Origin of the sequence: Streptomyces sp. NPDC048257, assembly GCF_043201855.1 — a bacterium.
Taxonomy (GTDB): Bacteria; Actinomycetota; Actinomycetes; order Streptomycetales; family Streptomycetaceae; genus Streptomyces.
In genome coordinates this window covers 238,240-251,143 of the sequence record NZ_JBICZI010000008.1, presented here as the reverse complement: position 1 = coordinate 251,143, position 12,904 = coordinate 238,240, and the positions used below count along the sequence as shown (strand labels likewise).

8 protein-coding genes and 1 pseudogene are annotated in these 12,904 nt (G+C 70.7%); 6 read left to right on the top strand and 3 right to left on the bottom strand.

Features of this window, described 5'->3' with window-relative positions; genetic code table 11:
- Window positions 1-14 precede the first annotated feature (14 nt).
- On the bottom strand, window positions 15-3,002 hold the full coding sequence (locus ACGFZK_RS19260) for a bifunctional [glutamine synthetase] adenylyltransferase/[glutamine synthetase]-adenylyl-L-tyrosine phosphorylase (RefSeq protein ID WP_393850057.1): 2,988 nt from the start codon (window positions 3,000-3,002) through the stop codon (window positions 15-17).
- 236 nt (window positions 3,003-3,238) lie between these two features.
- On the opposite strand from ACGFZK_RS19260, the gene ACGFZK_RS19255 reads away from it, so the two are divergent.
- From ACGFZK_RS19255 to ACGFZK_RS19245, 3 genes are all read left to right on the top strand, one after another.
- The gene (locus tag ACGFZK_RS19255; protein WP_393850056.1) at window positions 3,239-5,866 is read left to right on the top strand and encodes a PIG-L family deacetylase; all 2,628 of its coding nucleotides are present in this window, start codon (window positions 3,239-3,241) and stop codon (window positions 5,864-5,866) included.
- A gap of 147 nt (window positions 5,867-6,013) precedes the next feature.
- Entirely contained in the window at window positions 6,014-8,080 is a 2,067-nt protein-coding gene (locus ACGFZK_RS19250; protein WP_393850055.1) for a PIG-L family deacetylase, read from the top strand.
- A gap of 75 nt (window positions 8,081-8,155) precedes the next feature.
- The gene (locus ACGFZK_RS19245; protein WP_393850054.1) at window positions 8,156-8,365 is read left to right on the top strand and encodes a hypothetical protein; all 210 of its coding nucleotides are present in this window, start codon (window positions 8,156-8,158) and stop codon (window positions 8,363-8,365) included.
- 62 nt (window positions 8,366-8,427) lie between these two features.
- Here ACGFZK_RS19245 and ACGFZK_RS19240 read toward each other — a convergent pair.
- Window positions 8,428-8,514: pseudogene (locus ACGFZK_RS19240) on the bottom strand (glutamine synthetase); the annotation flags it as partial.
- A gap of 427 nt (window positions 8,515-8,941) precedes the next feature.
- Window positions 8,942-9,304, bottom strand: coding sequence for a hypothetical protein (locus ACGFZK_RS19235; RefSeq protein ID WP_393850053.1), 363 nt, complete (start codon window positions 9,302-9,304; stop codon window positions 8,942-8,944).
- Window positions 9,305-10,295: 991 nt separating this feature from the next.
- Here ACGFZK_RS19235 and ACGFZK_RS19230 point away from each other — a divergent pair.
- The 3 genes from ACGFZK_RS19230 (at window position 10,296) to ACGFZK_RS19220 (ending at window position 12,831) form a co-directional block, all read left to right on the top strand.
- On the top strand, window positions 10,296-10,982 hold the full coding sequence (locus tag ACGFZK_RS19230; protein ID WP_393850052.1) for a pentapeptide repeat-containing protein: 687 nt from the start codon (window positions 10,296-10,298) through the stop codon (window positions 10,980-10,982).
- A 719-nt stretch (window positions 10,983-11,701) separates the two neighbouring features.
- Entirely contained in the window at window positions 11,702-12,259 is a 558-nt protein-coding gene (locus tag ACGFZK_RS19225) for a GntR family transcriptional regulator (protein ID WP_393850083.1), read from the top strand.
- Window positions 12,157-12,831, top strand: coding sequence for a tyrosine-type recombinase/integrase (locus tag ACGFZK_RS19220; RefSeq protein WP_393850051.1), 675 nt, complete (start codon window positions 12,157-12,159; stop codon window positions 12,829-12,831). Before ACGFZK_RS19225 ends, ACGFZK_RS19220 begins: the two co-directional genes overlap by 103 nt.
- Window positions 12,832-12,904: the final 73 nt, after the last annotated feature.

Genomic DNA, 12,904 nt, shown 5'->3' with positions numbered 1-12,904 from the left:
CCCGGCCCGAGCGGTCAGCCTCCGTAGAACAGTTCCTCCACCACCGCCCGGGCACGGCGGGTGATGCGGCGGTAGTCGTCCAGCATCTCCCCGACCGTGCCCTCGGCGTATCCGAGGTAGCGGCCCACGGCAGCCAGTTCCCGGGCGTCGGTCGGGAAGGTGTCCCCGGCGCGGCCGCGCACCAGCATCACGGCGTTGCGGACCCGGGTCGCCAGCACCCAGGCCTCGTCCAGGATCTGCGCCTCTTCGGTCGGGATCAGCCCGGCCGCGTGGGCGGCCCCGAGGGCCTCCCGGGTACGGGTGGTGCGCAGGCCCGGTTCGGCCCAGGCGTGCCGCATCTGGATCAGCTGGACGGTCCACTCGACGTCGCTGAGGCCGCCGCGGCCGAGCTTGGTGTGCAGGGTGGGGTCGGCGCCGCGGGGCAGCCGCTCCGACTCCATCCGGGCCTTCAGGCGGCGGATTTCGCGGACCGCGTCCTCGCCGAGGCCCTCCATCGGGTAGCGCAGCGGATCGATCAGCTCGATGAAGCGGGCCCCGAGCTCGGCGTCGCCCGCCACCGGTTGGGCGCGCAGCAGGGCCTGGCTCTCCCAGGTCAGGGACCAGCGCCGGTAGTAGGCGGCGTAGGAGGAGATCGTGCGCACCAGCGGGCCGGAGCGGCCCTCGGGGCGCAGGTCGGCGTCGATGAGCAGCGGCGGGTCGGTGGTGGGCAGCTGGAGCAGCCTGCGCATTTCGGCGATGACGGTCTGGGCGGCCTTCGCGGCCTCCTGTTCGTCGACGCCCTCGCGGGGTTCGTGGACGAACAGGACGTCGGCGTCGGAGCCGTAACCCAGTTCGTGTCCGCCGAAGCGGCCGACGCCGATGACGGCGAAGCGGGTGGGCAGCGTGTCGCCGTAGTGACTGTGGACGGCGGCGCGCAGGGCCCCGGCGATCGTGGCGGCGGTGAGGTCGGAGACGGCCCCGCCGACCCGGTCGACGAGTGCCCCGTGGTCCTCCTCGGCCGGGCTGTCCTCCGTACCGTACGAGCCGATGATGTCGGCCGCGGTGGTGCGGAAGAGCTCGCGGCGGCGGACGCCGCGGGCGACGGCGACGGCGGCTTCGGGGTTCTCGGCGCGGCCGACGGCGGCGAGGACCTCCTGCTGGAGGGCCTCGTGGGTACGGGGCTGCAGGCCTTCGGGGTCGCCGAGCAGGGCCACGGCCTCGGGGGCGCGCAGCAGCAGGTCGGGAGCGAGGCGCCCGGCGGACAGGACGCGGGCGAGGTTCTCGGCGGCGGCGCCCTCGTCACGCAGCAGGCGCAGGTACCAGGGGGTCTTGCCGAGGGCGTCGGAGACCTTGCGGAAGTTCAGCAGGCCGGCGTCCGGGTCGGCGGAGTCGGCGAACCAGCCGAGCATCACCGGCAGCAGCGTGCGCTGGATGGCGGCCTTGCGGGTGACGCCGGAGGCGAGGGCTTCGAGGTGGCGCAGGGCCGCGGCCGGGTCGGCGTAGCCGAGGGCTTCGAGGCGCTGGCCGGCGGCGCGCGGCGACAGCCGGGTCTCGCCGGGGGTCAGCTGGGCGACGGCGTCGAGCAGCGGCCGGTAGAAGAGCTTCTCGTGCAGCCGCCGGACCACGGAGGCGTGCCGGCGCCAGGCCTTGTTGAGCTCGGCGACCGGTTCGGTGCGCAGTCCCATGGAGCGGCCGAGGCGCCGCAGGTCGTTCTCGTCCTCGGGGACGAGGTGGGTGCGGCGCAGCCGGTAGAGCTGGATGCGGTGCTCCATGGCGCGCAGGAAGCGGTACGCGTCGTGCAGTTGGGCGGCGTCGGCGCGGCCGACGTAGCCGCCGGCGGCGAGGGCGTGCAGGGCGTCGAGGGTGCTGCCGGAGTGCAGGGTGGCGTCGCTGCGGCCGTGCACGAGCTGGAGCAGCTGGACGGCGAACTCGACGTCGCGCAGGCCGCCGGGGCCGAGTTTGAGCTCGCGGTCGACCTGGGCGGCGGGGATGTTGTCGACGACGCGGCGGCGCATCTTCTGGACGTCGGCGACGAAGTTCTCGCGTTCGGCGGCCTGCCAGACCAGCGGGCTTATGGCGGCGATGTACTCGGCGCCCAGGGCCTCGTCACCGGCCACGGCGCGGGCCTTGAGGAGGGCCTGGAACTCCCAGGTCTTGGCCCAGCGCTGGTAGTAGGCGAGGTGGGAGGCGAGGGTGCGGACGAGGGGTCCGTTGCGGCCCTCGGGGCGGAGGTTGGCGTCGACGGGCCAGATGGTGCCCTCGACGGTGGTCTCCGAGCAGATCCGCATCAGGTGGGAGGCGAGGCGGGTGGCGGCCTGGAGGGCCTTGCCCTCGTCGGCGCCGGGGGCGGCGTCGCCGACGAAGATGACGTCGACGTCGGAGACGTAGTTCAGCTCGTTGCCGCCGCACTTGCCCATCGCGATGACGGCCAGGCGGCACAGGGCCACGTCCTCGGGGGCGGCGGCGGAGGCGATCCGCAGGGCCGCGCGGAGGGTGGCGGTGGCCAGGTCGGCGAGCTCTGCGGCGGTCTGGGCGACGTCGATGGTGCCGCAGACGTCGCGGGCGGCGATGGAGATCAGGCAGCGGCGGTAGGCGACGCGCAGGGCGACGGGATCGTGCGCGTCGGCGAGCCCGCGCTCGAACTCGGGAAGCCCGGGGTGCAGGTCGGCGGCCTCGTACGTGACGAGGCTCAGCCAGTCGCGGGGGTGGCGGGCGAGGTGGTCGCCGAGGGCCTCGGAGGCACCGAGCACGCCGAGCAGCCGGTCGCGCAGCGGCTTGGCGCTGACGAGGGTGTCGAGGAGCCCGGGCAGCTCGCCGTCCGGCTGCGCCTCGGCGAGCCGGACGAGGCCGATGAGGGCGAGGTCGGGGTCGGCGGTCGCCCCGAGGGCGTCGAGGAGCACGGGATCGGTGCGTACGGCCGCCAGCTCGTCGGTGTCGAGCAGCCGGGCGGCGGCGGAGGGGTCGGTGAAACCGCTGCGGAGCAGCCGGATGAAGGTGCTGCTCCTGCGTCCCGGGACCGTCATCCCGCCGCCTCCCGCGGTTGTCGCTGCCACTGCCTGCTGCTGCTCTGGCGTGCTCTGTTCTCCGAGCCTAGGCCCTGGGACCTGTCGGCGGAGCCCCGCCCGGGCCGCGCCTTTTCCCAGGGCGTGTCCGGATCAGGTGTTCGACTCAAGGCACGTACCATGCCAAGGGTTATCGGATTATCGGAACTTATCGCGTGATGGGGGCAGCTCCTCGCCGACCGGCCGGGAGGAGCCTCATGTCCGACGCCTGGCGGGGCCCCGGAGCGTGGGACCCGCAGGTTCCGCCGGCGGAAGCCGCCTGGGGGCAGCCCGGCTGGGGGGAGCCCGGCTGGGGGGAGCCCGGCTGGCAGTCCGGACCTGCGTACCAGGAGTACCAGGCACAGCAGGTGCAACCGGGCCACCCGGGCCACCCGAGCCACCCGAGCCACCCGAGCCACCCGCAGCAGCATGCGTATCCGTCCCAGCCGGTCTACCGGGCTCCGCAGCCACAGACGCAGCCGCAGCCGCAGCCGCAGCCACAGCCGCAGCCGACCCACCAGGCCATGTCACAGGCCGACTTGGCAGACCTCGCCGACTCCGCCGACCGCGTCGACGTGGCCCGCGCCCCCGCCCCGGAGGTCCCGGCCGGCGGGCGCAAGGCCGCCCGGCCGGCCCGCGTGGCGGAGGGCGCCGACGGGGCCGAGAGGGCCGGCGAGGCCAGCGAGGCCGGAGCCGGCGAGGGCCGGCGCGGCCGCCGCCGGGCCGCGGCCGCCCGTGCCGCCCGTCGCGAGCCGAACCCCCGCCACCGCCGGTCCGGCCTCGTCAAGTTCGTCGCCTTCTGCGCGGCCGCCGCCGCCGGCAGCATGCTCCTGCTCCGGGGCAACGAAGCCCTCGACCGCCTCGCCTCCCCCACCGTCCCCGACAGCGCGGCCAGTGCGCCGGCCGCCGTCGCCGACGCGCCCGACCCCGGCCGGGTGCTCCAGGTCATCGCGCACCCCGACGACGACCTCTACTTCATGAACCCGGACCTGCGGTACTCCATATCCGCCGGCCACCCCGTCACCTCGGTCTACCTGACCTCCGGCGAGGCCGACGGCATCAACGCCGTCGCCGCCAAGGAGGCCACCACCCGCCCCGACAAGCCCGCCTACGCAGAGGCCCGCCAGAACGGCATCCGCGCCGCCTACGCCAAGATGGCCACCGGCGACCGCAGCAGCCCCTGGAAGCGCAGCGTCGTCCCGACCAAGGGCGGCGGCCACGCCGAGGTCGACGTCCTCGTCGCCAAACCCCAGGTCACCCTCGTCTGGTTGCAGCTCCGGGAGGCGGGCACCGTCTACGACGACGCCCCGAACAGCCTGCACGGCCTGTGGGACGGCCGGATTCCCCGCCTGGAGTCGATGCTCGCCTCCGGCACCCCGGTCAAGCAGAAGTTCTCGTACACGAAGGACCAGGTCGTCCAGACCCTCGTCGGCATCCTGGAGGAGTACCGGCCGACCACCGTCCGCTCCCAGGACCCGACCCCGGGCCGGTACCCCGACACCAAGCGGTACACCGACCACCAGGACCACTTCTACGGCTCCCGGTTCGTGCAGCTGGCCACCACCGCCTACGCCAAGGACGTCAAGGACCGCCCGCACTTCGCGGTGCAGAACTACGTCGGCTACTTCAACGGCTCGCTCCCCAGCGCCCTGGACCCGGACGAGGCCAAGGAGAAGCTGGACATCCTCGGCACGTACGCCTGGCTCGACAAGCAGAACCACTGCAACAGCAACGCCGGCTGCGGCGACCTCAAGGTCGCCGACCAGCCCGGGGGCAACCGGTGGTCGGACTCCATCAACTACGCCCGCGGCACCAGCACCACCTGGCTGACCTCCGACGCGGAGCTCGGGCTGTGGGCCTTCAAGGTGCTCGACGGGCAGGTCGCCGTCTGGCACCGGCCCGGTCTCGTCGGCCGCTGGAAGGGCCCGGACCTGCTGCCCGGTACCGGCATGGACCCGGGGGTGAGCACGGTGACCCTCAAGGACGGCCGAATAGCCGCCTTCGGTACCCGTACCTCCTTCGGCACGAAGCCCGCCGACTACCGGCGCGAGGTCGTCTACGTCGTCCAGAAGCGCCCGGGGGCCGAGGAGTTCACGGAGTGGCAGTCGCTCGGCACCCCCGAGACGGCGGACGAGACCTGGACCTCCGACATCAGCGCCCCGGCCGTCTCGGTCGACGGCGCCGGGCAGTTGGCGGCGTACGTCCGCGACGGCGCGTGCACCCTGCGCGGCCGGGTGCAGCAGCCGGACGGCACCTGGGGCCCGTGGGAGAAGTACGGGGGCGCCGATCTGCACGGCAGCCCGGTCACCGCGACCGACGGAGCCGGGCGGCGCATGGTCTTCGCGGCCACCTCCAAGTCGGTGGTGGGCTGGGGGCAGCCGAAGCCGGGCACCCCGCTGGGCCACGCCACGGCCACCGGGCTGCCGGACACCACGCTCCCGCTGACCGCGCAGGGCCGCGAGGGCGGCGTACGGCTGTGGTTCCGCAAGCCCGGCTCGGGCAACGTCCGTACCGCCCTGATCACGGGCGACGGCGGGCTGAAGGTCAGCCAGATGACCGACCTCGGCGGCCTCCAGGGCTTCGGCTCGGTGACGGCGAGCGGGCACGTGCTGGCGGGCCGTACGGCGGGCGGGCAGCTGGGCTCGGAGGCCGGGTCGGGGCGGCCGTGGGAGCGGTCCCCGCTGATGTTCGTCGGCGCGCCGTCCTCCACGATGACGGGCCGGACCCTGGTCAGCCTGGCGGTGGTGGGGCTCGACGCGCGCCTGTACGTGACGTCGTCGGCCGACGACCCGCAGGCACATCTGGCGCCGTGGCAGCCCGTGGGCCCGCGCAACACGGGCCCCTAGGACGGGACCCAGCGGACGAAGTGCGTCCACATTTCGTTCCGGAAAGTCGGGAGTCATGGGCCGAACCGGTGAACCAAGTCCGCCGATTTCGCCTCTCTCTGACTGCTCAGCGGTTTCTCCGCCCGGAACGAACCCAAGGCGTGACCGATGCCCGTGCCCGTGACCCGTCGCCGCTTCGCGGCCCTGCTCACCGTGCTGACAGCCGGCGCCACCGGCGTGCTCTCCGTGGCCACCGGCCAGCAGACCGCTGCCGAGACCACCCAGGAGAAGAACCCGGCCGCCGCCCGCCCCGCGAGCGTGACCGCCGGATCGGTCGTCCAGGTCGTCGCCCACCCCGACGACGACCTGTTCTTCATGAACCCGGACCTCAGCCGTTCCCTGCTGTCCGGCACCCAGGTCACCACCGCGTACCTCACCTCCGGCGAGGCCGACGGCCGCAACGAGGCCCACGGCGGGGCCGCCACGGACCCCGAACAGCCCGCCGACCGCGCCCACTACGCGGAGGCCCGGCAGAACGGCATCCGCTCCGCGTACGCCCAGATGGCCACCGGCGACCGCACCAGCGCGTGGCGGCGTACGGTCATCACCACCGCCGGGGGCGGCCGGGCCGAGCTCGACGTCCTCATAGCGAAGCCGCAGGTCAACCTGGTGTGGCTGATGCTGCGGGAGGCGCGCAGCACCGGCGGGGACACCCCCGAGAGCCTGCGCGGCCTGTGGAACGGCCGAATACCCGCGCTGGATGCCCAGCTGACCTCCGGCACCCCGGTCAAGCAGCCGTTCACGTACACGAAGGACCAGCTCGTCCAGGCGATAGCCGGGGTCCTGGAGCGGTACCGGCCGACGACGATACGGATGCAGGACCCGACGCCGAACCGGTACGGCGAGAACGGCCGTTACACCGACCACCAGGACCACATGTACGGCGCCCGCTTCGTGCAGGCCGCCACCGCCGCGTACGCCTCCCGCGTGGGCAACCGCCCGCACTTCTCGGTCCAGAGCTACCTCGGCTACCACAACAGCACCCTGCCGCACTCGCTGGACCCGCAGACGGCCGAGACCAAGACCGGCTTCCTGAGGACCTACGCCTGGCAGGACCGCCAGGACTACTGCGGCAGCCCGTCGGGGTGCGGCGACCGCAAGGTCGCGGGCAACCCGACCGGGCGCAACTGGGCCCAGTCGCTGCGCTACGCCCGCGCCGACAACACCTCCTGGCTGACGGAGGGAACGCCCGGCCGGCTGTGGGCCTTCGCCACGCTGGACGGCCAGAGCGCGTACTGGACGCGCAGCCCCGGCGGCGACTGGGCGGGCCCCACCTTCCTCCCGGGCACGGGCATCGATCCGGGGGCCACGGCCGCCCGCCTCCCCGGCGGCCGCATCGCCGTCCTCGCCACCCGCACCACCCTCGGCACCGCGCCCGCGGAGTACCGGCGCGAGGTCGTGTACGCCGTGCAGTCCGCGCCCGACGGCCCGTTCGGCCCGTGGCAGTCGCTCGGCACCCCGGAGCGGACCGACGACGAGGGCACCTCGGCGATCAGCTCCCCCGCGGTGGCCGTGGACGCACGGGGCCGCCTCACCGTCTACCTCCGCGACTCGCGCCGCACCCTGCGCGCGAGCACGCAGCAGCCGGACGGCGGCTTCTCCCCGTGGGAGCGGCTGGGCGGGGAGGACCTGCAGAGCGACCCGGTGACGGCGACCGACGCGGCCGGGCGGCGCCACGTGTACGCCAGCACCACGACGTCCGTCCTGGCCTGGACCCAGCACACCCCGGACTCCCCGCTGGCCGGCCCGGCGCCGACGGGCCTGCCCGCCACCACGGTCCCCCTCTCGGCCGCCCCGGACGGCGCGGGCGTCCGCCTCTACTTCCGCCGCCCCGACTCGGGGGTCGTCCGCACGGCCCTGGTCACGGCGGGCCCCGCGGGCCGGCCCCAGGTCTCCAGCGTCACGGAGGCGGGCGGCCGAGCGGGCTACGGCGCGGTGGGCGCCGCGGGCCGCCTCATGGTGGGCCGCGCGGACAGCGGCACGATCAGCACCACGGGCCTCGGCGGCCCCCCGGCCTGGGCGGAATCCCGCATGCTCTTCGCCGGCGCCCCCTCGGCCGTCCTCGAACCCTCGGGCACCACCACGACGGCGGTCCTCGGCCTGGACGCCGAACTCCACACGACGACCACTCCCACCACCCCCACCCGCCCCACCTGGCACCGCGCGGTCCCCTGACATCCGCGCGAAGGCTCTTGGTCGATCGACCCGTTCGGCGGCGAGGCAGTGCGCCGCTCCGGTTGGATATCCGCCATGGAACTCCGGAAGAAGCACCCGTGGGCGGCGGACCACCACCGGATCGGCACGGCCTCCGCACGGGGCGAGTGCACCTGGGCGGCCCCCTGCGCCCGGCCTGCGGCGTGGAGCGTGCTGGTCGGCAGCGCCGGCGGCGACAGCTGGTGGGCGGCTTGCGCAGCTCACGCGACCGCCTCCGCAGTGCTCTCACCCGACGCCGCGAACTGAGCACCACACGCCTCCGGGCCGGCGGTCGGTGACCGGCGGCCCGGAGACGGCCCAGCCTGCGGCTACAGGACCGGGAGGTTCTTGCGGAGTTCGAAGGCGGTGACCTCCGAGCGGTATTCCTCCCACTCCTGCTTCTTGTTGCGAAGGAAGTCATGCCTCCACCTTCCGACCAGGGAAGCCACCTTCAAACCCTGCCCCCAACTGGCATCCGGCTGGTTGTCATTGGTCGTTGCTGGTCGACCCAGGCTGCCCCCCCCCGACGGCCCCGGGACGGCCCAGACGAGCTCTGGATTCGACCCCCTGAACACGGCTCCGGAGGCCCCGCGCGTCTCACGCGTTACCCTGGCCAGGGGCCTGATTGGGCAGTGCTCTGCCGCTGCCGTCCACGTATGGGCCGCGGGGCGCAGCAGGGGATACTCCAGCAGGATCTCTTCAATGCGCCGGTTCGTAACCGCGGTCTCTCACCCGGTCAGTACGTGGTCGATGGCAGGCTTCAAGGTCTCCGCCGTGATCGTCCCGCGCCATGCTCCTGACGCTGCTGGATCAGCTGGCCCCGTCGAGCCCGTGGCTTCAATTTCAAAGGTACTTCTTCTTCAGTGCCTTCATGCTCATGAGCTGATAGTCGGCGTCATACAAATTACACTCAGCCACTAGGGCGACAGCAAAGGCCAAGAGATCCCGTTCGCCCTTTGACGTGCATTCAAGTGCAAAAGTGTAGCTGACAGCGTCGACGACCAGGACCGTATCGCCCTCATGATGAAGTGCCCCGATACTAGATACGGGCACCTTTTCGTGCATCGCCCCGGGGATGGTGAGTTCGTATTGCGTGAGTTCAATAATGGCCCCCACGGATTGTTTGATGTGCTTGCCTGGAGGGGCGGACCGGTAAGCTATAATCTGCGCTTCGTAATTCTCTCCCACCCTCAACACCGCCCTCACTCATTCAACATCACCAATAAACTCGGGTGCACATTTGGCGATTGTTGAGTGGCCTCGCAGAGACTCCGGACTTATCCGGGAAGCGTAGCTGAAAAGGCGTCAACCCTTAACTATGATTGGAGCAGGCATGCCCGGGCGCACAGGAGCATGCTGGTAACCGGCATTCTTGGCACATTTGGCGCAGCAGAAAAGAGGTAGATCCTCAATCTCTTCATGTGAGAATACATCGCCAGGATTGCATTCAAGGAGTTTACTGATCATGAGAATTGCCTGCTCGGGCTCGATGCCTAGGGACATCAGACCGGCCACCAGCCACTCGCCATCACCCTTAAAATAGAGGACCGTGTCGGTCGAATCGGCGCAGACGGTGCATGTAGGTCCCATGACTTTCCTGTCATCGATCGGCAAAATACTAAGGGAGGGGCAAGGGTGGCGGCGGCAATCTTGCCGCTCGACCATGCAGGTGATGACTTCGCCGGTAAGGGGTCTCAAGTCGGGAAAGAAGATCCCGCGACTTAACGAAGGGCGTTCCGTTCCTCTGCTTAGCGCCCCGCCCCCTTCCTAACATGATACGCAGGGCTGGGTTCGCCGGCGACTTTTAGCCTTCGTGGACGTGGGCAGCGCCTTTGAATATCTAACCAGAGCCTAAATCTCGCGGAGTGACGAGGCGTTGCGGTCGACTTCCCTCCCGCCTTGCCGTCCCGCATGATGCTGAGATCGTCGGCGAGGCCGATGGCGCCTCCGCCGAAGAGGACGTGACAGGTCGGCAGAGGCAGAGCATGTTGTCGGTCGGGTCAGCCCGATGTGCGGGCTGACCAGCGCCTGGATACGCGCACCCTCGCGGTACCTGCCAGCAAGCAGCTCGACCGTCAGGCCACAGACCCACGGGGCGTGGTTATGCCAGATCTTCCTGACGCGGCGTTTGCGATCACATGAGGCTAGGCGTAGAGAGGAAGTGAGGCAATCTCTGCTCCAGTCAAATGTATTGGGGATGACCCCCACGCCTTACAGAGGGTGGATTCTGCTCGGGGTGTTGATTTTGCTCGGCATTCTCGGAGCTATGGGTGCAGTTTTCGCATGGCGGATGGCCATCAAAGAGCCAGAGCGTGAACCGAAGATTGAAGTGCTGGCCGGAATCGGGGGCGGGTTGATTACTGGCATCGCCATAGGAGTGTCGGCTCTATTTCTGGAACAGGCACTCGCGGAGTCCCACAAATATGCGACGTGGCGCGCGAATGTTGAAATCGCCGACAGTATACCGGGGTTCTCACCCGGCGATCGCGACATCGAGGGGATTAATTTCAGCGCTAAGTCCCTCCACGATGCGGACCTCAGTGGAGCCGATCTGCGGGGGGCTCAACTTCGGGATACCGACCTGACGGGGGCGAACCTTACGGAGGCCAAGCTGCAGGGTGCGAACCTGATAGGAGCCAACTTCTACGATGCAGATTTGAGTGGCGCAAAACTCGACGAGGCCCAGCTGCAGAGCGCGAACCTCACACACGCGCGGGTCAACACTGAAGGCACCACATTCCATGGAGCGAGGGTTGACTCGCATACTTGCTGGCCGGAAGGCATTCACCCGGAGAAAGTTGACTCGACCGTCCCCAACGAAAGCGGGCGCGGGGAGAAGGCTCCCAAGTGCACGCTATGGAAGGACGGGGAGCGAACCAGGTGAATTGACGTAGCCGACCTACTTGTTTAATCAGAATCGGTTGGGGTTCCGGGTCGTTGCGGCTTGTCCCGGGTCGGTGGCGGACGGGATGGGAGTTCCCGGCTCAGCCTTCTACGGCCGGAACCACGTTCGACTCCCCCGCTATCCCGGAGCCTGAGCGCCCCGCCGGAGGCAGGTCGATTCTAGCCGCAGTTGGTCGCAGAGATTGATCACTCGCCGGTGCCTCGTTGCCAAAAGGCCACGGCGGCATCGTCGCCGGCCTTGTACCGGGGCCACTGATGCCCGTGGGGATCAGTCCCCTCAAATCGCGTAATGGGCCAAGTGAACGAGGCGTAAGTGATGGCACCGCCGGCCCGTAGGGCTCGACTCATGCCTTGGGCCTACCCGCCTTGCAGGGGCGGGCGTCGGCGCAGCGGGGGCGGAGCGGGCCGGAAGCAGGAGCGTCGCCCCGAGCGGAGCCGCGAAGCCCGCCCGGCGGAGCGGAGCGCAGCCGGGTGCTTGATGAAGTAGGGAAACCTTTGCCGCGGCACAGGTAGAGCCACTGCCGACTGCCAACGGCCAGCCGGAACAACATCTATTTCCGGCCGATCTGCACGGGCCAGACCCTGCTGATGGACTCCTGGCGCGGCCGCATGTGGCTCGACACCTAGGCGTAGCAGCAGATTCAGGGGGCGCCCCGCGGTTTTGCACAGACCCTCCTTGGTCGCTATTGGTGGTTGAAAGTGATCGTGGGCCGCCTCTGGACGGCCCCACGGTCGGCCCTCTTTCGCCAGGCGGCAACGTGCGAAGCTGGAGCGCGCGGACGCCGACAGGCACCACCGCGCACGCGGCGGAACAAGGAGGAATGCGTGACGAACCCCAGCCCTCGTGGGACGTACTTGACGATCTCTGAGGCTCTGCGGGCAAGGATCGCCGAGGGGGACGCCGCCCGCGGCGGCGCGCTGCGCCACTACCCCGATGGCCTTCCGTCCGAAGCGGAGATCGGGCGGGAGTTCGGCGTGGCCCGTACTACCGTCCGCCGCGCGCTCCGCGCCCTGGAGGAAGCCGGTGACGTAACCACCGTCGCCGGGGTCGGCCGCCAGGTCGAGGGCGGGTCACAGGTGGCGCCGTACCGCTCCGCGCTCCGCTGGCCGCGACACCCCGCGTACGTCCGTGGACCGCGGAGCGCGTCTTCGCCGTGCGGTCCGCGCTCCCCGCGCGGTACCGGGCGATGGCCGATGTCGGCGGCGGCTGCGGACTGCGGCAGGGCGAGATCTTCGGGCTCGCCGTGGGCGCGGTGAACGGCGAGACAGGGTGGGTCCACGTGGACTGCCAAGTGAAGGTGGTCAATGGGCACCTCGTGTTCTCACCGCCCAAGCGCGGCAAGGAGCGGGACGTACCGCTTCCCGACAGCGTGGCCCATGTGCTCAAGCAGTACAGCGAGGAGTTCCCGCCCGTGGACGTGACGCTCCCCTGGCTCCGGCCGGACGGGCCGCTCGTCACGAAGCGGCTCCTGTTCTCGCTCGCCGGCGGCGGGGCCGTGCGGCGAACGGACTTCAACACCCGCGTGTGGAAGCCCGCCCTCGTCGCGGCTGGGGTGCTGGAGGAGCCGAAGCCCGGTGAGCGTCACCAGGCCGCTCGGGAGCACGGGATGCACGCGCTGAGGCACTTCTACGCCTCGGTGCTCTTGGACGCCGACGAGAACGTCAAGGCGCTCAGCACGTACCTGGGGCACGGTGACCCCGGCTTCACGCTCCGGACCTACACGCATCTCATGCCGAGCAGCGAGGGGTGGACCTGGAAGGCCGTGGACGGGGTCTACAAGGCCTCGGATTCCGCGCCGGACGGCCCACAGGCGGCCCAGGGCCAGTGAGACGACTTCGGGCCGGTGGTCATCGACCACCGGCCCGAAGTGTCGTGCATGGCCCGCAAGGGCGCTGACCTGC